We start from the raw sequence: 20,446 nt of genomic DNA, 5'->3' as shown, positions 1-20,446 counted from the left end.
CTCAAGCAACACACCCCAGATCGCACCGCCATCACGCGGCCTTATCCGAAGCAGTCATTCCTAGCAGTTTTTGGTGAGACACCCACTCAATCGCACTGAGCGAGAGCTTGGTTCGTGTCCCGGTCGGCCACCCGGTTTCCCTGGCGACTTGGAGAACTTTACACGCCTCGGAAGGGCCCGAAACAGGGGGGTACCTTAACTGCGTTTCCGCAGGTCAGGGGCCCTGTTTCGGGCCGGGGCCGCGATCAGCCCCCGACGCGCACGCCGGCGACGTTGCGCTTGCCCTTGCGGACCACGAGCCAGCGGCCGTGCAGAGCGTCGTCCGCGGACGGCTTCCACTCCTCGTCGGCGATCTTCGTGTTGTTGACGTACGCGCCGCCTTCCTTGACGGTGCGGCGCGCGGCGCCCTTGCTGTCGACGAGCCCGGCGGCGATCAGCAGGTCGACGATGGTCGACTCTCCGTTCGGGTCGACCTTGCCGTTGGGCACCTCGGCCATGGCGGCGTCGAGAGTCGCCGAGTCGAGCTCACGCAGCTCTCCCCTGCCGAACAGCGCCTGGCTCGCGGCGATGACCTGGCGGGTCGCCTCTTCACCGTGCACCAGGGTCGTGAAGTCCTCCGCCAGCTTCCGCTGCGCGGACCGCAGGTGGGGACGCTGCTCGGTGTCCTCGGCCAGGGCCGCGATCTCCTCCTGCCCGAGGAAGGAGAACATCCGCAGGTAGCGGATGACGTCGGCGTCGGCGACGTTCACGAAGTACTGGAACCAGGCGTACGGCGAGGTCATCTCCGGGTCGAGCCACACACTGCCGCCGCCGGTGGATTTGCCGAACTTGCGTCCTTCGGTGTCGGTGACCAGCGGCGCGGTCAGCGCGTGCGTGTGGCCACCGTCCGTCCGGCGGATCAGGTCGACGCCGCCGACGAGGTTGCCCCACTGGTCAGAGCCGCCGATCTGCAGCTTGCAGCCGTACTCGCGGTACAGATGCAGGTAGTCCTGAGACTGCAGCAGCAGGTAGCTGAACTCGGTGTACGACATACCGTCGGCTTCGAGGCGCCGCTTCACCGTCTCGCGGTTCAGCATCATGTTGACCGGGAAGTGCTTGCCGACGTCGCGCAGGAACTCGACCACGGTCTGCTTGCCGGTCCAGTTCAGGTTGTTCTCGATGACCGCGCCGGTCGGCGAGTCGTCGAAGTCGACGAAGCGCTCCAGCTGCCCGCGGATCCGGTCCGCCCACTCGGCGACGGTGTCCAGCGTGTTGAGCGTGCGCTCACCGGTGTCGCGCGGGTCGCCGATCATCCCGGTCGCGACACCAGCCAGCACGATCGGCCGGTGGCCGGCGCGCTGGAAGCGCGAGAGCATCAGCAGCGGGACCAGGTTGCCGGCGTGCAGGCTGGGCGCGGTCGGGTCGAATCCGCAATAGAGCGTGAGAGGTCCTTGGTCGAGGTCTCGCCGCAGTGCGTCGATGTCGGTGGATTGCGCGATCAGGCCGCGCCAGGTCAACTCGTCAAGGATGTGCTCGCTCACGCCTGTAGATCCTCCCGCACCAGGTCAACCGACTATCGGCCGGGGGCGGCCGCCCGTCGCTTGCCGCCACGGCGGTAGGTGGAGACCGCGGGCGATCCGTCGATCCAGAACCGCCACGGCGTGTCCATCGCCATCGCGACACCGACGCGCGGCCCGGTACGGATGTCCGCTCCGGGAACGCGCTCTCCGGAGAACAGCCGGACGGGTGACGCCGGGTCGGTCAGGTCGACGCCGTTCTCGGCACGGTCGATGCCGAGCACCGAGGTGAGGATGGCCGGGCCTTTCGCGAGTTCGCCGTTGCCGCGTGCCGACGGCCTGCGCGCCCTGACGATGTCCGCACCCGACACCACCTCCCCGGCACGCAGCAGCACGGCGCCCGGCTGCCCGTCTTCGGTGCCGACGACGTTCGCGCAGAAGTGCATGCCGTAGACGAAGTACACGTACAAGTGCCCCGCCGGTCCCCACATGACCGCGTTGCGCGGCGTCTTGCCGCGATAACAGTGCGACGCGGGGTCGTCGAGCCCTCGGTAGGCCTCGACCTCCACCAGGCGGACGGCGACCGTGCCGTCGGGACCGGTCGCTTCGATCACCGCGCCGAGCAGGAGTGTGGACAGCTCCACCGGATCCAGCGCCAGCTCGCGCCGGGTGAACTGTCTGCCGGTTTCCACGTGCCGCACTCCCCTTACGTCGCGTTCTCCCAGGCCGACCTTAACCGGGCCGGGTATTGAGCGGTCGCTCAAACATGCTTTACAGTGGTTTGAGCGGACGCTCAATACTGGAGGGGGCTCCATGAGCCGAAGAGCGCTTTACGTCGAAACGGTGATCCGGACGGACCTCGACACGCTGTGGCGGTACACGCAGGATCCGCGTCTGCACGCACGGTGGGATCTCCGCTTCGCGCGGATCGAACCGGTCGCGGGCTCGCCGGGACGGTTTCGGTACACGACCGAGTTCCTGGGGTTCGTCGTCAGCGGGACCGGGACACACGCCGGGGAGAGCACGCGGCCGGACGGCGGCCGGACGTCCGCGTTGCGGTTCGCCTCCGCGGATCCACTGTCGCTCATCAGGTCCGGTTCGGGCTACTGGCGCTACACCCCGGTCGACGGCGGTGTCCGGTTCGTCACCGGCTTCGACTACACCACTCGATGGGGTGTCTTCGGCAGGTTCGCCGATCTGCTGTTCCGGCCGCTCTTCGGCTGGATGACGGCCTGGTCGTTCGACAGGCTCCGTCTGTGGCTCGAGACGGGCGGGCCGCCGGAACAGCTCCCGTTGCTCTCGCCCTCGGCGGGGCGCTGCCGCCGGAGCCCGCGGCCGGGCAAGGACGGCGTCACGCCCCGCATCCTCGACACCCTGGAGCAGGCATGATCTTCCGAGAAGCGCTGGGCACCGACTTCGAGTCGTTGCATCCGCGGATGCGTGAACGGCTGTCGCTGAGCACGGAGAACGGCGTCGGGATGATCGGCGTCGGCGTGATGGACGAGATCTGGCGCGGCGCCGCGTTCACCACGCCGTTCCTCCGGCTCGGCGCGTCGAGGCACATCCTGTTCCCGGAACGTGGCCGCAACGTCCCTTTCACCATCGAGAACTATCCGTACGTCGACTCGCTCGGCAGGGAGACGGTGTCGTTCGTCCGCACCTTCGAACTGCCGGAACGGCGACGCCGGTTCGACGCTCAGATGATCTACAGCACCGAGCGAGGGAAGATCGTCGACTACTTGGGGACGCATCAGCACCTCGCCGTCGATCTCGACCTGACGGTGCGACCGGACGGTGGCTTCCGCATCCGGTCGGAGGAGTTCCGGATCCGCGAGGGCCCGCTTCGGTGTGTGGTGCCGCGATCCGTCGTCGGTGTGGCCGAGGTCGACGAGTGGTTCGACGCGGAGAGCGGACTCTTCCGCATCGAGATCCAGGTGACGAACCGGCGGTTCGGGCCGCTGTTCGGCTACCGGGGCGCTTTCGAGGCACGGTTCGTCGATCTGCGGCCGGGGGTGAGCGGCGCGGTGAAGCCCCTGCGTGAGAAGGTCCTGGACTGATGAACGGGCCCAGCACGAAACAGCGGTTGATCGACGGAGCGCTGGAGACGATCCGCACCAGCGGAATCACCGCCGTTTCGGCCAGGACCGTCGCCACCGCGGCGGGTACCAACCAGGCGCTGATCTTCTACCACTTCGGCAGTGTCGAGGAGCTGATCGCGCAGGCCTGCGTGACGGCGACCGAAAGCCGCGTCGCCCACTTCCGTGACCGGTTCGCCGAAGTGACCACGCTCGGCGAACTGCTGGACCTGGGCCGGGTCATCCACGCGGAGGAACGCGCCGAGGGGAACATGACGGTCCTCGCCCAGGCACTCGCCGGCGCGCAGGGCGGCGGACGGCTGGCCGAGGCGACGCGGCAGGCGCTGGACAAATGGGTCCGCGAAGTCCAAGGGACCCTGGACCGCGTGCTGGCCGGTTCGCCGGTGCTCGAACTGGCGGAAACCGAAGGACTCGCTCACGCCGTCTCCGCCGGGTTCCTCGGTCTCACACTGTTCGAGTCGGTCGATCCGGACGGCGCCGAGCAGGCGTTGAGCGCGCTGGGACAGCTGGCTGTCCTGGTCGACGTCCTCGAAGGGCTCGGACCGGTCGCCACCCGCGCGGTGCGCGCGAAGCTCCGGAAGACCGCGAAGCGATCTTGAAGCGCGTGAAGGCCCCCTTCCCTCGGCTGAGCCGAGGGAAGGGGGCCTTCACGCGAGAGGTCAGCTCAGCCAGGCGCGGTGTTCGGCGACCCGCGCGACGAGCCGGTCCCGCTGCTCGGCGACCCGCTCCGGGGCGGTACCGCCGCGGGCGTTGCGTGAGCTCACCGAGCCCTCGACGGTCAGCACCTCGCGCACGGCGGGCGTCAGGGCCGGGTTGATCTTCTCGAACTCTTCGTCGGTCAGTTCGTCCAGGCCGACACCACGGGCCTCGGCGACGCGGACGCTCTCCCCCGCCGCTTCGTGCGCGACACGGAACGGAACGCCCTGGCGCACCAGCCATTCGGCGATGTCCGTGGCGAGGGTGAACCCGGCGGGCGCCAGTTCGGCGAGCCGGTCGGTGTGGAAGGTCAGCGTCTCGAGCATACCCGCGATCGCCGGGAACAGCAGTTCCAGCTGCTCGACGGAGTCGAAGACCGGCTCCTTGTCCTCCTGCAGGTCACGGTTGTACGCGAGCGGCTGCGCCTTGAGCGTCGCGAGCAGGCCGGTCAGGTTGCCGATGAGCCGCCCGGCCTTGCCGCGGGTCAGCTCGGCGACGTCCGGATTCTTCTTCTGCGGCATGATCGAACTGCCGGTCGCCCAGGCGTCGTCGAGGGTGACGTAGCCGAATTCGGCGGTGTTCCAGATGATCACCTCTTCGGCGATCCTGGACAGGTTGACCGCGAGCATCGCGACGTCGAAGGCGAACTCGGCGACGAAGTCCCGCGAGGCCGTGCCGTCGATGGAGTTCTCGACGCTGGTGACGAAGCCCAGCTCCTCGGCGACTGCCTCCGGGTCGAGACCGAGCGAGGAACCCGCGAGCGCGCCGGAGCCATAGGGCGACTCGGCGGTGCGAGCGTCCCAGTCACGCAGCCGGGTGACGTCGCGCAGCAGCGACTGACCGTGCGCGAGCAGGTGGTGCGCCAGCAGGACTGGCTGGGCGTGCTGCAGATGCGTGCGTCCGGGAAGGATCGCGTCCGGGTGCCTCTTCGCCTGCGAAACCAGCGCGTCCACGACGCCGAGCGTGCCGGCGACCACCCGCCGGGCGGCGTCCCGCAGCCACATCCGGAACAGCGTCGCGACCTGGTCGTTGCGCGAACGGCCCGCCCGCAGCTTGCCACCGAGTTCGGTGCCCGCCCGCTCCAGCAGACCGCGTTCGAGCGCGGTGTGGACGTCTTCGTCGGCGACGGTCGGGGTGAACGCGCCCGACTCGACGTCCTGCGCGAGGGTGTCCAGCGCGGCGAGCATGCCGGTCAGCTCGTCGTCGGTGAGCAGCCCCGCCTTCCGCAGCACTCGCGCGTGGGCCCGCGACCCGGCGATGTCGTACGGCGCCAGCCGCCAGTCGAAATGGGTCGACGCGCTCAGCGCCGCCATCGCCTCCGCCGGCCCGCTGGCGAACCGGCCGCCCCACAGCTGCACCGGCTGCTCATTCCCGCTCACAACACTCCTCGGATTCCTTGGTTCTCTTCATGCGACTGACCGGTCGAAGGTAGCCCCTGTGGTGAAGTCGTACAGCGCGCGCTCGTCGCGCGCGGAGTTCACGACCGCGTTGCCGCGGTGCAGGACCAGCCGCACCTCGCCGGACACCCGCCCGGTACTGACTTTTTGCAGTTCCTCGTGCGCGGTGACCAGCGCTACCGCGGCCGGTCCCTCGTAGATCTCGCGTCCTCTGAGCCCAAAGGCGCCGACACGGCGGTTCAGCTGCTGGAAGGCTTCCAGCAGCGTCACGGTCTCCCCGTCGATGGCCACCGGCACACCCTCGTCGAAGGTGATGACCAGCTTCTCCGGGTCGTCCGGGAAGGCGAACCCGTCAGGCGTCACCTTCGGTCTCCTCACCGCCGTCCACTGTGGACGACCGTCGGGCCAGCGCCATGAAGCGCTCGGCCAGGTCTTTGCCGGACAACGGTTCCCTCGCGATCACCGCGACCGTGTCATCGCCGGCGATGGAACCGACGACCTCCTCCAGCGCCGCCCTGTCGATGGCGCTGGCCAGGAACTGCGCCGCGCCCGGCGGGGTGCGCAGCACCGTCAGGTTGCCCGACGAGTCCGCCGAAACGAGCAGTTCGGCGAGCAACCGCGAAAGCCTCGACGTGCCACCCTGCACCCCGCGTACCGGGCTGCCGTCCTCGGGAATGACATACACCGGCGCGCCGGAATCCGCACCCCGGAGCTTGACCGCGCCCAGTTCGTCGAGGTCCCGCGAAAGCGTCGCCTGCGTGACTTCGATACCTTCCGCCGCCAGGAGCTTCGCGAGCTCCGTCTGGCTGCGGATGGCCATCGTGGACACGAGTTCGGTGATCCGTGCCTGCCGGGTGACCCTGCTGCCGGTCATCGTCGCTTCTCGTCCATCAGCCACACCAGCAGCGCCTTTTGGGCGTGGAGACGGTTTTCGGCCTCGTCCCAGACCGCGCTGGCCGGCCCGTCGATGACCTCGTCGGTGATCTCCCAGCCGCGGTGCGCGGGCAGGCAGTGCAGCACGATCGCCTCGTCCGCGGCGCGGCGCATCAGCGCGGCGTTGACCTGCAGCTCACGGAACGGGCCGACCCGGTCGAGTCCGTCGTTCTCCTGGCCCATGGAGGTCCAGGTGTCGGTGACGACGACGTCCGCGCCTTCGACCGCGGCGTACGGATCGGTGAAGACCGTGGTGCTGCCGCCGGTCTCCGACGACCGGTGCTTCGCGTCGAGCATGACCTGCTGATCCGGCTGGAAGCCCTCCGGCGAGACGACGCGGACGTGCATCCCGGCCGTGGTCCCGCCCAGCAGCAGCGAATGCGCCATGTTGTTGGCGCCGTCGCCGAGGTACACCAGGGTGAGCCCGGCGAGCTTGCCCTTGCGCTCGCGGATGGTCATCAGGTCGGTGAGCACCTGGCACGGGTGGAACTCGTCGGTGAGCGCGTTGATCACCGGGATGCTCGCCGCCGACGCCATCGCGTCGATGCGCTTCTGGGCGAACGTCCGCCACACGATCGCGTCCAGATACCGCGAGAGCACCCGTGAGGTGTCCTCGATGGTCTCTTCGCGGCCGAGCTGCATGGAGCGGCCGTCGACGATGACCGGGTTCCCGCCGAGCTGGGCGATGCCCACCTCGAAGGAGAACCGGGTCCGGGTGGAGTTCTTTTCGAAGATCGCCGCGACGGACTTGCCCTCCAGCGCGCGGGAGCTGAGCGGCTCGGCCTTCAGCTGGTCGGCGAGATCCAGGATCTCGGCCTGTTCGGCGGGGCTGAGATCGTCGTCACGAAGGAAGTTGCGGAGCATGCGTTTCGTCTCTGTTCTAGGTGGTGGTGGAATCGAGCGCCCCGGGAAGGGCTTCGAGGAATCCCGCGGCCTCTTCGGCGCTCAGGATGAGCGGCGGTGCCAGCCGGATGGTGTCGGGTGCGATCGGGTTGACCAGGTATCCCGCGTCCTGCGCGGCCTTGGCGACCGTCGCCGAGACCGGTTCGCGCAACGCGATGCCGAGCAGCAGCCCCGCACCGCGGACCCCGGACACCAGCGGGTGGCCGAGCTCCTCCACACGGGACGCGATGTCCTTGCCCAGTGCGGAAACGTGATCGTTCAGGTTGTCCTTGGCGATGGTCCTGAGCACGGCGAGCCCGGCGGCGCAGCAGATCGGGTTGCCGCCGAAGGTGGTCCCGTGCTGACCTGGCTTCATCAGCTCGCCTGCCCCGCCGACGCCGATGACCGCGCCGATCGGCAGCCCGCCGCCGAGTCCCTTGGCCAGCGTGACGACGTCCGGGACGATGCCGGTGTGCTGGAAGGCGAACCACGCGCCGGTGCGGCCGATGCCGGTCTGTACCTCGTCGAGGACCAGCAGGGTCCCGGTCGCCTTGGTGATCTCCCGCGCCGCCTGGAGGTAGCCGTCCGGCGCCGGGACGACGCCTGCCTCCCCGAGGATCGGCTCGAGGAACACCGCCGCGGTTTCGGTGTCCACCGCGGCGCGAAGCGCGTCGACGTCACCGTAGGGAACGTGGGTGACGCCCGGGACCAGCGGCGCGAACGCGTCCCGCTTCGACGGCTGACCGGTCAGCGAGAGCGCGCCCATGGTGCGCCCATGGAAGGCCCCCTCGCAGGCGACGATCTTGGTCCGGCCGGTGAGCCTGCTGATCTTCAGCGCGGCTTCGTTGGCCTCCGCGCCGGAGTTGACGAACAGCACCTTCGCGTTGCCGGACAGGCCGGCGACGTCCAGGAGGGTTTCGGCCAGTTCGACGGCGACCGGATTCACGTAGAGGTTCGAGGTGTGCCCGAGTTTCGCGACCTGTTCGGTGACCGCGGCGACCACGGCGGGGTGCGCGTGGCCGAGCGCGTTGACCGCGATCCCGCCCAGCAGGTCGACGTACGGTTTGCCGTCGGCGTCCCAGACCTTCGCCCCCTCGCCGCGGACCAGGGCCAGCGCCGGGGTGCCGTAGTTGTCCATGAGGGACGACTTCCAGTGCTCCTGGCCGTCTACATTGGACTTGTACGTGGTCACGGAAGCTCCGTTTCGGGGAAGACCATGGTACCGATGCCGCGGGAGGTGAAGACCTCCAGCAGGACCGAATGGGCGATGCGGCCGTCGATCACGTGCGCACGACGGACGCCGCCGCGGATGGCGCGCACGCAGGCCTCCATCTTCGGGATCATGCCGCTGGCGAGGCCGGGCAGCAGGGTTTCGAGACGGTCCACGCGGATCCGGTCGACCAGCGAACCGCGGTCCGGCCAGTTGGCGTACAGGCCCTCGACGTCGGTGAGCACGACGAGTTTCTCCGCGCCGAGAGCGGCGGCCAGCGCACCGGCGGCGGTGTCGGCGTTGATGTTGTGCACGATGCCGTCGACGTCCGGGGCCACGGTGGACACCACCGGGATCCGGCCCGCGTTGACGATGTCGAGCACCGCGTCCGGGTTGACCTCGGAAACCTCGCCGACGAGCCCGATGTCGACCGGTACACCGTCCACAGTGGCCTGTTTGCGCTCGGCGGTGAACAGCCGCGCGTCCTCACCGGAGATGCCGACCGCGTACGGGCCGTGCGCGTTGATCAGGCCGACCAGTTCGCGGCTGACCTGACCGGTCAGCACCATGCGGACGATGTCCATCGTCTCGGGCGTGGTGACACGCAGGCCGCCCTTGAACTCGCCCTCGACGCCGAGCCGGTTGAGCATCGCGGTGATCTGCGGGCCGCCGCCGTGCACCACCACCGGACGCAGGCCGGCCATGCGCAGGAAGACCATGTCCTCGGCGAAGGCCTGCTTGAGGCTCTCGTCGATCATGGCGTTGCCGCCGTACTTGACCACGACGGTGGCGCCGTGGAATCGCTGCAGCCAGGGCAGGGCCTCGATGAGGATCGAAGCCTTCTCGGCGGCGGTCGCGAGCCGCTCGTCCGCGGGGACGGTGGATTCGGAAGGGCTCATGACGAGTACGCGCTGTTCTCTTCGACGTACGCGTGCGAGAGGTCGGTCGTGTAGATCGTCGCCCCGTTTTCGCCGAGACCGAGGTCGACGACGATCTGGATGTCCCGGCCCGAGAGGTCGGCCTCGGAGCGGTCCGCCGCGGGCGTGCCGTCGGCGAACAGGGTGACGCCGTTGATCGCGATGGCGACCTTCTCCGGGTCGATCTTCGCGGGTACCCGGCCCAGCGCCATGGCGATGCGGCCCCAGTTCGGGTCCGAACCGAACAGCGCGGTCTTGACCAGGTTGTCCTCCGCGATCGTGCGGCCGACGGCGATGGCGTCGGCCTCGTTCGCCGCACCGGTGACCGTGACGTCGACGTACTTGGTCGCGCCTTCGGAGTCCGCGCGCAGCTGCAGCACGAGGTCGAGACTGACCGCGGTGAGGAGCTCGGTCAGTTCGGCCTCGGTCGGCTCGACGCCGCTGGCGCCGGACGCGAGGACGAGCACCGTGTCGTTGGTGGAAGTACCGCCGTCGACATCGAGCCTGTCGAAGGTCACGCCGGTGGCGGCGCGCAGGGCCTTGTCCAGGACTTCCGGCGTGACGACCGCGTCGGTGGTGAGGACGGAGAGCATCGTCGCGAGGTTCGGGGCGAGCATGCCCGCCCCCTTGGCGAACCCGCCGACGCTCCAGCCGCTGTCGTGCTTCGCGGCGGCCTGCTTCGGCTTGGTGTCGGTGGTCATGATCGCGGTGGCGGCGGCGAGATCGGCGTCGGTACCGGTGCCGAGGCCGGCGAAGGCGGTGTCCACGCCGGAAAGCAGCGCGTCCATCGGCAGCCGTTCGCCGATCAGCCCGGTCGAGCAGACCGCGACCTCGATCGCGCCCGCTTCGAGGAGTTCGGCGACCTTCTCCGCGGTCTTGTGGGTGTCCTGGAAACCGCCGGGGCCGGTGGCGGCGTTCGCGCCGCCGGAGTTGAGGACGACGGCCTTGAGGCGCTGCTGCTTGAGCACCTCTTGCGACCACAGGACGGGCGCGGCCTTGATCACGTTGCGCGTGAACACGCCGGCCGCGACCTGCAGCGGCCCGTCGTTGACGACGAGCGTGAGGTCGAGCTTGCCCTCGGCCTTGATTCCGGCGGCGACGCCCGCGGCACGGAATCCCTTCGGCTGGGTGACGGTCACGGAGCGACTCCTACGGTCGGTAGTCCGGTGGTTTCCGGGAGGCCCAGTGCGATGTTCATCGACTGGACGGCACCTCCCGCGGTGCCCTTGGTCAGGTTGTCGATGGCCGCGACCACGATCAGGCGCCGGGTGTCGGCGTCGACGGTGACCTGCAGCTGGACGTTGTTCGAGCCGACGACCGAAGCCGAGGACGGCCACTGGCCCGCGGGCAGCAGCTGGACGAACGGCTCGGTGGCGTACGCCTTTTCGTAGACCTCGCGGGCGCCATCGGCGTCCAGTTCGGTCTTCAGCGGAGCGCTCGCGGTGGTGAGGATCCCGCGCGGCATCGGGGCCAGCACGGGAGTGAAGGACACCTTGACCCGCTCACCCGAGACCGCGGAAAGGTTCTGCGCGAATTCGGGGGTGTGGCGGTGGGCACCGCCGACGCCGTACGCGGCGGCCGAACCCATCACCTCCGAACCGAGGAGGTTCGGCTTCAGGCTCTTGCCCGCGCCCGAGGTCCCGGTGACGGCGACGACGTTGACCTCCGGCTCGACCAGGCCCGCGGCGAGCGCCGGGGCGAACGCGATCGAACCGCCGGTCGGGAAGCAGCCGGGGACCGCGATGCGTTTGGTCCCGGCGAGGCGCTCGCGGGCACCGGGGAGTTCGGGGAGCCCGTACGGCCATTGCCCCGCGTGGTCGCCGCCGTACCAGCGCTGCCAGTCTGCCGCGTCCGAGAGGCGATGGTCCGCGCCGAGGTCGATCACCAGGACGTCCGGGCCCAGCCGCGCGGCGATGGCGCCGGAATGGCCGTGTGGCAGGGCGAGGAAGACGACGTCGTGCCCGGCCAGGGTCTCCGGGGTCGTCTCCAGCAGGACACGGTCCGCCAAGGGCGCGAGGTGCGGCTGGTGCTGGATGAGCGGCGTCCCCGCGGAGCTGGCCGCGGTGAGCGCGCCGATCTGGACTTCGGGATGGGTCAGCAGCAGGCGCAGGAGTTCGCCTCCCGCGTACCCGCTGGCTCCGGCCACCGCGATCTTCACCGTCATACGCATGATTATGCACTCCCATGCAAGTTCAATCAAACAAAGTCGTGTGGCTCACCCGATTCGGGACTCAGTGGTTGCCATCGGAAGTCCTTCGGGGGTATTCGGCGGATCCAGGTTTCCGCTGGGCGTGCGGCCGCGAGGTCCTCGTACTGAGTTGTACTCGGGCCTCGCGGCCGTGCGTCCAGCGGGAAGCTGGGCCGTCGAGACCCCCGGAGGACTTCCGATGGTGACCACTTAGTACGGGCATCCTTGACCGCATGACCGACACGCCCGCCCGGCTGCTGAGCCTGCTGTCACTCCTGCAAACCCCACGCGAGTGGCCTGGCAGCGAGCTCGCCGACCGGCTGGAGGTCAGTCCGCGGACCATCCGGCGCGACATCGACCGCTTGCGTGAGCTCGGTTACCCCGTCGAAGCGTCGCGAGGTTCCGAAGGCGGTTACCGGCTGGCCGCCGGTACGGCGATGCCGCCGCTGCTGCTCGACGACGAGGAGGCCGTCGCGATCGCGGTCGGTCTCCGGAGTGCCGCCGGGCAGGCGATCTCGGGAATCGAGGAGTCTTCGGTGCGGGCGCTGGCCAAACTCGAGCAGGTGCTGCCGTCGCGGCTGCGGTATCGGGTCGGCGCGCTGGGCGCCGCGACCGTGCCGATCCCGGGCACCGGGTCCGCGGTGGACCCGGAACACCTCACGGTCTTCGCGGGCGCGATCGCCAACACCGAACGGACCCGGTTCACCTATCGCACCGGCGACGGAACCGAATCCCGGCGGCATGTGGAACCGCATCGGCTCGTCTCCGCCGGACGCCGGTGGTACCTGCTCGGCTACGACCTCGACCGGGACGACTGGCGGATCTTCCGCGCGGACCGGATCTCGGAACCGCGGGCGACCGGTGGCCGGGCGACGCCGAGACAGCCACCCGCGAAGGATGTGGCGGCCTATGTCACCGACAAGATGTACAGCCTCCTTCCCACCTACAGCGCACGCGTGACCCTGCACGCGCCGATCGGCCAGGTCTCCCCCGCGATCGGCGAGGGATCCGGCGAGCTGGAACCGATCGACGACGAGAGCTGCGTTTTCCACGCGGGCACGGACACCCTGGACTGGCTCGCGTTCCGCATCCTCGGGCTCGGCTGCGAATTCACCGTGCACGAACCGCCGGAACTGATCGATCATCTCAGGGAGATGGCGGCCAGGGCTCGGCGCGGAACGAAGTCCACAGTGGACTGACGGCGGCCGCGAGGACTTGCCCGCCCTCGCGACCGCACTGGTTCAGCCGGGTTCACCTCCCTCTCGCCTGCTCGGCGGGATCGGGAGATACGCGCCCCGGCGCTCCGGGTCGCAACCGACCCTGGGCAACCGGGCCCGGATCCCGCCCGGTGTCCGCTCGAACCGCCGTGCGATCTCCTCGACGCTTTCCCCGGCCAGCCAACGGCTTTCCAGTTCCGCGTCCAGCTCGTCGGACCACGGCGAGCCCTGCTGGGCGGGGCGGTCCGCCGATCTTCGGCGGCCGTTCCTGGCGTTGCCCCGCCCGGCGAACGCCAGGAGGGTGTCGGAAAGGACGGTCGCCAAGGCCGGTACGGCTTCGGCGTCCATATCGAGCCTGCCTTCGGCGACAGGCTCTTCTTGCGGTCCGGCTCCGCCGACCATGACGGTCACCCAGCGGTCTTCCCCGGCCGCGCCGCCACCCTCACGGGCGGCGACCTCGATGCGATAAACGGTGTCCTGCACGCGGATCTCGGTCCGGTGCTCTTCGACGATGGTCATGCCGGGGACGCTAACGGGCGGCGCCGACAGTTTTCCGGCGCGGTGAGGGGACTCGGTGCGTGACCGGAACTTTCATCGCTTTCCGGACCGCGAGGGTGCCGCTCACGCACTATCGGCCACCCCTGTTGCCGCACCTAAGTGATCCAGACCGCGCTCACCCGCGATTTAGCGTTGCTCACCGGTTCTTTCACGACGGATGACCGGCCGGCACGGATCGACGATTTTCGGGGAGGAAACATGAAAACCAAAGCACGTCGGATGGCGCTTTTCGTGACAATGCTCGTGTTCACGATCGGGGCCGTCTTCGTCACGCCCGCCTCGGCCGGGACGACGGCGTCCGCCACCGCGCAGGCCACCTGCACCGGAGCGGATTCCTGCTGGTTCACCTGGGGTCGTATCCAAGCAGGCGACTGCACGATGGACAACGCGAAATGGACGCTCAGACGCAACGGCAGCGCTTCGTTCGAAGCGACGATCGTCAGCAGCGACAGCAACGACGCGTGGCTGATGTGGGTGAACACCCTGGACAGCAACGGCATCGTCCTCGGGCCCATCCATCACGGCGGTGACACCAAGTTCGTCAAGGGCACCGTCAAGAACGTGTGGCACTGGTGGTTCGCCGAGGGGTCGTTCGACGCCGCGTTCTTCGACCGCATCCACAGCATGCGGATGACGAGTCACTGCTAGCGGACACACGCCGGGGCCGCAGCTCAGTGTCCCCAATGTCGCATTGGGGACACTGAGCGCTTCCAATGCGGCATTGGGAACCTGACCGGCTCCCGATCCGCCACCCACACCCTGAAGCGACCAAACGCCCCAAACCTCAACGGCCATGTCGCGAAAGCCACTTTCGAGACACCAGACGTCACTGTGGCTTTCGCGACACCGGCCCGCCCACGAACGCGACACGAAGCGTTCGACCTTCTCGTCACAGAAAACGCCCCGGTCCAGGAAATCCGGACCGGGGCGTTTCCAGCGAGAAACTCAGAAAGGCAGCGCCTGAGCCAGCGCCTCCTTCTTCACTTCGGTGACCGAGGACGGAAGGTCGGACTTGGCGGCCGCGGAAGCACCGGCGGGAACCGGCGCCGGGACCGGGGAGCACTGCACGTCCGAACCGTTGCCCGGCTTGCGCACCGGCAGCTTTCCGGTCAGCAGGTAGTCCGCGATCTTGTCGTCCACACAGGACACACCGGACAGCGAGCCCGAGTGCGTCGTGCCGCCCGGAGCGCTGATCAGGCTGGAGTTCGGGTAGCGCTTGCGGACCTCGAGGCTGCCGGGGTACGGCGTCGCGGCGTCGTTCTCCTCGTTGACCAGCAGGATGCCGGGGACCTTGCTCCCGTCGATCTCCACCGGCTTGCCCGGTTTGGCGGGCCAGTCGAGGCACGGCGCGTTGAACCAGGCGTTGCCCCAGGTTTCGAACGGCGCCCGGAAGTGCGTGACCCAGTTGTCGAACTTCCAGCGGGGCCAGCTCTGCGGCCACGCCACGTCGGTGCACTGCACGGCCGCGTACACCGCGTAGCCGTTGTCCTGGCCCGGCGGGTTGGAGTCGTCGTACAGGCCCTTCAGGGTCTGCCAGTCACCCTTGTGCACCCAGCCGGCGAACGCGTTCGCGATGTCTTCCCAGCCGAACACGTAGTAGCCCGCCTGCAGGAAGATGTCCGTCCACTCGGACCCGCCGATGACGCCTCCCGCGGGCTTGTCGTACAGCTTCTTCTGCTCGGCGTACCACAGCTTCTCGACCGCGGCCGCGGTCTTGCCGAGGTGGTAGACGTCGTCGTACTTCGCGAGCCAGCCGAAGTAGATCTTGATGTTCTTGTCGAAGGCGATGTCCTGGTTCAGGTTCGCCTTGTACCAGACGTCGCGGGGGTCGACGGTGCCGTCGAACACCATCCGCCGCACGTTCTGCGGGAACAGTGTGCTGTAGACCTGCCCGAGGTAGGTGCCGTAGGAGAAGCCGTAGTAGTTGATCTGCTTCTCGCCCAGCGCCTTGCGCAGGCTGTCGACGTCCTTCGCCACATCGATGGTCTTGATGTGGTCGAGGATCGCGCCGTTCTTGGCGCACGCCTTCGCGTAGCCCTTCGCCTTCTCACGCCACGCGGTCTCGATGGCGCGCGTGGTCGGCACGTACTGCGGGCGGTTGTAGGAGGCGTAGTTCCCGTCGCAGGTCAGGGACGGCTTGCTCTCTCCCACGCCGCGCGGGTCGAAGCCGATCCAGTCATACTCCTCACCGGCCTTCTTGGGGACGGCCCTGCCGAGGGTCGAGAGGCCGAGGCCGGAGCCGCCGGGTCCGCCCGGGTTGACCAGCATGACCCCCTGCGACTTGGCGGCCTTGTGCTTCACGCGCGAGACGGCGATCGAGATCTTCTCCCCGCCGGGCTTCGCGTAGTCCAACGGGACCTCGAGGAAACCGCATTCCGCGCCGGCCTTGACCAGGCTCGGGCGGGTACAGGCTCCCCAGGAGATGGGCTTCGGATCGAAGTCCGACGCCGAGGCGGCCGTGGCGGAGGGAGCGAGCGCCATGGTGCCGACGCCGATCCCCGCGACCGCCAGGGCGGCAACGAATTTCTTCACTGTGTTCCTTTTCGTCCGCGTTCGACCCGGTCGGGCCGAAGCTACCGAGAACCGGCTTCAATCTCGCTGACCGACACGTTGACCGCCATCCCTCTTTAGTCGGTATCCGGTCTGAGAACGGGTCCGATCCGGGCATATCCGTCTTGTCGGTCCCCTGTCGTACGCTCGCGGCGCCCACTGGGGAAAGGAGAACGCGTGGACGAGGTGAAAAGCCTGGTTTCGGCGGTTCGCAACGGTTTGGCCGGACTGGCCGACCCGGAAAAGGCTCCGTCGATGCGGGCGTACATGAAGTCGGAGATGCCGTTCCTCGGGGTGGCGTCCCCGCCTCGGACGGCCTTGCTGAAGCGGGTTTACGCCGAACATCCGCTACCCGATCGAGTGAGTTTCTCGACGGCAGTTCTCACCTTGTGGCGTGAAGCGGAATTCCGTGAAGAGCGCTATGCGGCGATCGCCCTGTCCGGTCACCGTGCCTACGCCCGCTGGCAGGACGGCGATCTGCTCGGCCTGTACGAGGAGATGATCGTGACGGGCGCCTGGTGGGACTACGTGGACGAAGTCGCGATCCGCCGGGTCGGGCCGATCCTGCGGGCGGAGCCGGATACGGTGACCACGCTGATGCTGACCTGGGCCTACGACGAGGACAGGTGGCGTCGCCGCACATCGGTCATCTGCCAGATCGGCGCCAAGGGCGGAACGGGACACCGACCTGCTCACCCGCTCGGTCGAAGCCAACATCGACGACAAGGACTTCTTCCTGCGCAAAGGGATCGGCTGGGCCCTGCGCGAGTACGCGAAGACCGAGCCGGACTGGGTGCGTGCCTTCGTCACCGCGCATCCGGCGCTGTCCACGCTGTCCAGGAAGGAGGCGCTCAAGCACCTGGGCGAGTGAGCACCGGCCGGGGAACGAGGGCGATGAGTTCCTCGATCTCTCCGCCGAGTTCGGGCATCAGCTCTCGAAGGTCTTTCAGGTCGCGGAGCAGGATGAGTCGCGTCTCGCGGGGCGGTTCCTTCTCCAGCAATGCCCTGAGTTCACGTGTCGCGTCGGCGTGACGTCCGAGGGCGAGGAGATAGAAGAGCGGCTGAACCCGGTCCTCCCAGCCGAGGTCTTCTGCCGCGTTCCGCTTGACTGCTTCGTCGAGGCCGGCGGCGAAGGACTGGTGAGCTTCCTCAGTTCTTCCAGCCTTCAGCCAGGCGATCGCGAGGAGATTGCGAGCCCACACGGACTCCGGCGCTAGCGGACGCAGGATCTCCATCGCCTCGTCCGTCTCCCCCGCGAACAGCAAAGCCTCCCCGAGGTTCTCGCGGTGATCGGCGTCATCGGGATCCGAGACGACCAGTTCGCGCAGCTCCCGGATGGCTTCGCCGTACTCACCCGCCTGACGGTGGATGTCCGCGCGCAGGGCGCCGGTCTCGTCGTCACCGGCGGCCAGCGCGCTGTCCACATCGGACAAAGCGCCCTCGAAATCGCCGAAGAGGAGGCGGTGGTGGGCACGCCGATAGAAGGCGTATCCCTCGTCCTGTCCCAGCCGGACCCCCTCGTCCAACGCGGCGCGGGCTTCCTCGTGCCGGTCGAGACCTCTGAGGATGTCCCCCCGGGTGGTGTGGAAGAAGGCCATCTCCGGGCTCGCCTCGACCGCGACGTCGATGTCGGCGAGAGCGGCCGGATGATCGCCGGACCTCCGGTGCGTCATCGCGCGCCGGGCGTACGCCGGCACGTTACCGGGTTCGAGTTCGATCGCGCGGCTCAAAGCCTCCAGCGCTTCGCCATTCCTTCCCAGGCGGCTGAGCACTATTCCTCGCTGGAGGTGATTCTCGGCGTCTTCGGGGGCCAGTTCGATGGCGCGCTCGTAGTCGGCGAGCGCCGCCGTGCGATCTTCCAGGTCGTCGTATGCCCGCCCGCGCATGTAGTACGCCCACTCGTAGTCCGGGTCGATCCGGAGCGCGGTGGTGAAGCCGTCGATGGCGAGCCGGTGCCGCTTGCCGCGGTGGTGGAACGCCGCCCGCATCGCATGGGCACTGGCGCTGCCCGGGTCCGCCGCGACGATCGTGTCGAAGGCCGCCGTCGCCGCGTCCTCGTCTCCGGTCTGCTCGAGGAACGACGCGAGTTCGGTCAGGTAGAACACGTCCTTCGAGCGGAGGGCGGCGGCAGCGCGGTGGCAGGCGAGCGCCTCTTCTTTGTCGCCGAGCTCCGCGAACAGCGTGGCGCGGTAGTGGACGGCCCAGGCGTAGTCGGGATCGAGCCTGATCGCGATGTCGATCTCGTCGATCGCCTTCCGGACGTCACCGCGCTTGAAATACACCTCGCTCCGGATGGTGTAGGCCCACCGGTGATCGGGCTGGAGGCGAACGGCCTCGTCGAGGTCGGCCATCGCACCCTCGAGGTCGCCGAGCTCGGCCCTGGCCGAACCGCGCCCACGCCACGAGTAGGCGTAGGTCGGATCGAGTTCGATCGCCCGGTCCAGGTCCGAAAGTGCCCGTTCCCAGTCGCCCTCGTTGTGGAACAGGTTGCCCCGATCGCTCCACGCATAGGGATCGGCGGGGTTCAGATCGACAGCCCGGTCGAAGTCCCGCTTCGCCGCGGCGACGTCGTCTTGCCCTTCGTAGGCCCACGCGCGGCGCCGGAGCACGGTGGAAAGCCGGGCCGCGTCGAGTTCGCCCGCACCGGCGAGCAGGTCGAGCACCGGGATCTCACCGTCGCCGACCGCGGCGGCCAGGCGCTGCCCCCAGCCCAGGACCGCTGGCGCGTCCGCGTCGGCACCCGCCTGCTCCATCATGCGCGCCCAAACGCGGGCGGAAGCGGTGCCGGTGGTGATCATCTCGGCGGCGCCGAGCAGCGCGTCCGGCAGCGCCTCGGCCGGGTCGCCGCAGAGCCGGTGGTAGGTCTGTTCGAGCTTTCGCTTCTGCCAGCGCTCGTCGTTCCACGCATCGCGGTGGCGGCTGAAGCCGAGTTCGGCGCACCGGCCTTCGTAGTACTCGCTGAGCCTGCGGTGACGTTCGGCGAACTCGCCGGGTGAACGGCCGCGTTCCATGCGCACCATCGGGCCGCGGACCACCGGGTGATAGCGCACCGGGAGCTCACGGCGCCCGACGAACGGCAGTTCCCGCAGCCAGCGGAAGATCTCCCCCGCGCTTTCCTTCCCGGTCAGCACGCCGATGACGTCCTCGTCCAGGAAGCGGGGCAACGACGCCGTGGCGGCGATGTCCTTTCTGGCCTTTTCGGGAACCCAGTGCAGGAACCGCTTGACCGCGTCGTCGCTGGGATCGCCGACCGCGTCCGCTTCGGCGGGGTTCCCGCGAGCCAGCATGGCGACGAGAACGGGCAGGCCGTCGGTCAGCCGCAGCACGATCTCGACGACCTTTTCGTCGGCGATCCCGTGCTCGGCGAGCAGGCGGCGCGCCTCCGGCTCGGTGAACGGCCGGAGTTCGATCTCGCGCACCAGCGGCGCGTGCCGGTTCCATTTCGCCTCGTCCAGCGGGAACTGGCCCGCGACCGTGAACACCAGGTTCTGCGGGAGATCGCCGTACAGTCCTCCGAACAGGTCGAGCAGCCAGGTCTCCAGTACCGGCGCCGTCCGTTCGAAGGTGTCGAAGAACAGCGCGATCTGCCGGGTCTCCGGAATACGCCAGAGATCTTCGACGAACGGTTTGGTCAGCTCTTCCGCCGGTTCCAGGAGCAGCTGGACATCGGCCTTCCGCTTGAACTTCGCCGCGAGGTAGACCTGCAACTGCTCCAGCTGTTTCGCCGTCGCGTCCGCGTCGATCGCGTCGGCGGCGATGCTTCCGCCGGGCAGGGTCTTCGCCACGCCGAGGCCGGCCTTGACCACGGTCTTCGTCACGAGCTCGCGGCCTGCCGCCGGAGCCTGCGGATCGTTGTGGAGCCGTTCCCTGGCCTTGAGGTAGGACTCGTGGCGTTTCTCGAACCGGCGCATCTCGTGCCCGGCGCGAGCGAGGTCCTTCGCCAGTTTGACCAGTGTCGCGGGCAGATCCTGTTGCCGGTCGTCCGCGAAGCCGACGGCGGCGCGGGTTTCCTCGGCGATACCGCGAAGCTGGTCGAGCAGGAAGGACTTGCCGACCCCGGCGAGACCGTGCACCGAGTACAGATACCGGCGGCGCCGGTCGCTTCCGGGCAGCCCCAGATTGCTCCGGAAGTCCTCGCGTTCCCCGACCCTGCCGACGAAACCGTCGCTCAGCCGGGCGCGGGCGATGTCTTGGATACTGGACCGACCGTCTGGACGTGACACAAGTCCTCACTTTGCCACACCTGAAGCGCGTGAAGGCCCCCTTCCCTCTGCTGATGGAATCAGGCATGGAAGGGGGCCTTCAC

18 protein-coding genes and 1 pseudogene are annotated in these 20,446 nt (G+C 68.6%); 6 read left to right on the top strand and 13 right to left on the bottom strand.

Going from position 1 to position 20,446, the window contains the following annotated elements:
- Positions 1 to 245: 245 nt before the first annotated feature.
- Together tyrS and AC069I_RS42185 are read right to left on the bottom strand one after the other, a co-directional pair.
- Positions 246 to 1,520 carry a tyrosine--tRNA ligase gene (gene tyrS / locus AC069I_RS42190; RefSeq protein WP_125682428.1) on the bottom strand — a complete coding sequence of 425 codons (1,275 nt, stop codon included), beginning with the start codon at positions 1,518 to 1,520 and terminating at the stop codon, positions 246 to 248.
- A gap of 32 nt (positions 1,521 to 1,552) precedes the next feature.
- The gene (locus AC069I_RS42185) at positions 1,553 to 2,188 is read right to left on the bottom strand and encodes a DNA-3-methyladenine glycosylase (RefSeq protein ID WP_478267863.1); all 636 of its coding nucleotides are present in this window, start codon (positions 2,186 to 2,188) and stop codon (positions 1,553 to 1,555) included.
- Between the two features lie 121 nt (positions 2,189 to 2,309).
- On the opposite strand from AC069I_RS42185, the gene AC069I_RS42180 reads away from it, so the two are divergent.
- From AC069I_RS42180 to AC069I_RS42170, 3 genes are read left to right on the top strand one after another with little or no spacing between them, the layout of a single operon-like run.
- Positions 2,310 to 2,885 carry an SRPBCC family protein gene (locus tag AC069I_RS42180; RefSeq protein WP_478229397.1) on the top strand — a complete coding sequence of 192 codons (576 nt, stop codon included), beginning with the start codon at positions 2,310 to 2,312 and terminating at the stop codon, positions 2,883 to 2,885.
- Positions 2,882 to 3,553 carry a DUF4166 domain-containing protein gene (locus AC069I_RS42175; RefSeq protein ID WP_478235768.1) on the top strand — a complete coding sequence of 224 codons (672 nt, stop codon included), beginning with the start codon at positions 2,882 to 2,884 and terminating at the stop codon, positions 3,551 to 3,553. The genes AC069I_RS42180 and AC069I_RS42175 overlap by 4 nt, the downstream gene beginning before the upstream one ends.
- Positions 3,553 to 4,191, top strand: coding sequence for a TetR/AcrR family transcriptional regulator (locus tag AC069I_RS42170; protein ID WP_340688375.1), 639 nt, complete (start codon positions 3,553 to 3,555; stop codon positions 4,189 to 4,191). Before AC069I_RS42175 ends, AC069I_RS42170 begins: the two co-directional genes overlap by 1 nt.
- Before the next feature lie 60 nt (positions 4,192 to 4,251).
- Here the strand turns inward: AC069I_RS42170 and argH are convergent, their stop codons facing one another.
- Genes argH through argC form a run of 8 tightly spaced genes read right to left on the bottom strand, consistent with a single transcriptional unit; the run spans position 4,252 to position 11,791 of the window.
- On the bottom strand, positions 4,252 to 5,667 hold the full coding sequence (argH, locus tag AC069I_RS42165; RefSeq protein ID WP_478229394.1) for an argininosuccinate lyase: 1,416 nt from the start codon (positions 5,665 to 5,667) through the stop codon (positions 4,252 to 4,254).
- A gap of 27 nt (positions 5,668 to 5,694) precedes the next feature.
- Positions 5,695 to 6,048 carry an adenine nucleotide alpha hydrolase family protein gene (locus AC069I_RS42160; RefSeq protein WP_125682416.1) on the bottom strand — a complete coding sequence of 118 codons (354 nt, stop codon included), beginning with the start codon at positions 6,046 to 6,048 and terminating at the stop codon, positions 5,695 to 5,697.
- Complete coding sequence (locus tag AC069I_RS42155; RefSeq protein ID WP_340688373.1) at positions 6,038 to 6,559, bottom strand: arginine repressor; 522 nt, start codon at positions 6,557 to 6,559, stop codon at positions 6,038 to 6,040. Before AC069I_RS42155 ends, AC069I_RS42160 begins: the two co-directional genes overlap by 11 nt.
- On the bottom strand, positions 6,556 to 7,482 hold the full coding sequence (argF, locus tag AC069I_RS42150; RefSeq protein ID WP_478229392.1) for an ornithine carbamoyltransferase: 927 nt from the start codon (positions 7,480 to 7,482) through the stop codon (positions 6,556 to 6,558). The genes AC069I_RS42155 and argF overlap by 4 nt, the downstream gene beginning before the upstream one ends.
- Positions 7,483 to 7,498: 16 nt before the next feature.
- Complete coding sequence (locus tag AC069I_RS42145; protein WP_478267862.1) at positions 7,499 to 8,692, bottom strand: acetylornithine transaminase; 1,194 nt, start codon at positions 8,690 to 8,692, stop codon at positions 7,499 to 7,501.
- Positions 8,689 to 9,609 carry an acetylglutamate kinase gene (argB, locus tag AC069I_RS42140; protein ID WP_340688371.1) on the bottom strand — a complete coding sequence of 307 codons (921 nt, stop codon included), beginning with the start codon at positions 9,607 to 9,609 and terminating at the stop codon, positions 8,689 to 8,691. Before argB ends, AC069I_RS42145 begins: the two co-directional genes overlap by 4 nt.
- A complete protein-coding gene (gene argJ, locus AC069I_RS42135; RefSeq protein WP_478229390.1) occupies positions 9,606 to 10,766 on the bottom strand; it encodes a bifunctional glutamate N-acetyltransferase/amino-acid acetyltransferase ArgJ in 1,161 nt (386 codons plus the stop codon). Before argJ ends, argB begins: the two co-directional genes overlap by 4 nt.
- Positions 10,763 to 11,791 carry an N-acetyl-gamma-glutamyl-phosphate reductase gene (argC, locus tag AC069I_RS42130; RefSeq protein ID WP_478229389.1) on the bottom strand — a complete coding sequence of 343 codons (1,029 nt, stop codon included), beginning with the start codon at positions 11,789 to 11,791 and terminating at the stop codon, positions 10,763 to 10,765. Before argC ends, argJ begins: the two co-directional genes overlap by 4 nt.
- A 257-nt stretch (positions 11,792 to 12,048) precedes the next feature.
- On the opposite strand from argC, the gene AC069I_RS42125 reads away from it, so the two are divergent.
- On the top strand, positions 12,049 to 13,014 hold the full coding sequence (locus AC069I_RS42125; RefSeq protein ID WP_478229388.1) for a helix-turn-helix transcriptional regulator: 966 nt from the start codon (positions 12,049 to 12,051) through the stop codon (positions 13,012 to 13,014).
- 42 nt (positions 13,015 to 13,056) lie between these two features.
- Here the strand turns inward: AC069I_RS42125 and AC069I_RS42120 are convergent, their stop codons facing one another.
- Complete coding sequence (locus AC069I_RS42120) at positions 13,057 to 13,551, bottom strand: helix-turn-helix domain containing protein (RefSeq protein WP_478229387.1); 495 nt, start codon at positions 13,549 to 13,551, stop codon at positions 13,057 to 13,059.
- 138 nt (positions 13,552 to 13,689) lie between these two features.
- Between AC069I_RS42120 and AC069I_RS42115 the strand changes: the two genes are divergently transcribed.
- Positions 13,690 to 14,238 carry a DUF6294 family protein gene (locus AC069I_RS42115; protein ID WP_478229386.1) on the top strand — a complete coding sequence of 183 codons (549 nt, stop codon included), beginning with the start codon at positions 13,690 to 13,692 and terminating at the stop codon, positions 14,236 to 14,238.
- A gap of 297 nt (positions 14,239 to 14,535) precedes the next feature.
- On the opposite strand, the gene AC069I_RS42110 is transcribed toward AC069I_RS42115, so the two are convergent.
- Positions 14,536 to 16,122 (bottom strand): alpha/beta hydrolase, encoded by a 1,587-nt coding sequence (locus tag AC069I_RS42110; RefSeq protein ID WP_478235762.1) that lies wholly within the window; start codon positions 16,120 to 16,122, stop codon positions 14,536 to 14,538.
- A 195-nt stretch (positions 16,123 to 16,317) separates the two neighbouring features.
- Between AC069I_RS42110 and AC069I_RS42105 the strand changes: the two are divergent.
- A pseudogene (locus AC069I_RS42105) lies at positions 16,318 to 17,011 on the top strand (DNA alkylation repair protein).
- Here the strand turns inward: AC069I_RS42105 and AC069I_RS42100 are convergent.
- Complete coding sequence (locus tag AC069I_RS42100; protein ID WP_478229384.1) at positions 16,992 to 20,363, bottom strand: tetratricopeptide repeat protein; 3,372 nt, start codon at positions 20,361 to 20,363, stop codon at positions 16,992 to 16,994. The pseudogene AC069I_RS42105 and the gene AC069I_RS42100 overlap by 20 nt on opposite strands.
- Positions 20,364 to 20,446 lie beyond the last annotated feature (83 nt).

It is taken from the genome of Amycolatopsis sp. NPDC043885 (genome assembly GCF_056435685.1).
This window is presented reverse-complemented; position numbering and strand designations above follow the sequence as displayed.

What these genes read in the sequence shown, in the direction of transcription:
- AC069I_RS42180 (WP_478229397.1), top strand. Translation starts at nt 2,310, where the DNA reads ATGAGCCGAAGAGCGCTTTACGTCGAAACGGTGATCCGGACGGACCTC.
- AC069I_RS42175 (WP_478235768.1), top strand. Translation starts at nt 2,882, where the DNA reads ATGATCTTCCGAGAAGCGCTGGGCACCGACTTCGAGTCGTTGCATCCG.
- AC069I_RS42170 (WP_340688375.1), top strand. Translation starts at nt 3,553, where the DNA reads ATGAACGGGCCCAGCACGAAACAGCGGTTGATCGACGGAGCGCTGGAG.
- AC069I_RS42155 (WP_340688373.1), bottom strand. Translation starts at nt 6,559, where the DNA reads ATGACCGGCAGCAGGGTCACCCGGCAGGCACGGATCACCGAACTCGTG.
- argF (WP_478229392.1), bottom strand. Translation starts at nt 7,482, where the DNA reads ATGCTCCGCAACTTCCTTCGTGACGACGATCTCAGCCCCGCCGAACAG.
- argB (WP_340688371.1), bottom strand. Translation starts at nt 9,609, where the DNA reads ATGAGCCCTTCCGAATCCACCGTCCCCGCGGACGAGCGGCTCGCGACC.
- argC (WP_478229389.1), bottom strand. Translation starts at nt 11,791, where the DNA reads ATGACGGTGAAGATCGCGGTGGCCGGAGCCAGCGGGTACGCGGGAGGC.
- AC069I_RS42125 (WP_478229388.1), top strand. Translation starts at nt 12,049, where the DNA reads ATGACCGACACGCCCGCCCGGCTGCTGAGCCTGCTGTCACTCCTGCAA.
- AC069I_RS42120 (WP_478229387.1), bottom strand. Translation starts at nt 13,551, where the DNA reads ATGACCATCGTCGAAGAGCACCGGACCGAGATCCGCGTGCAGGACACC.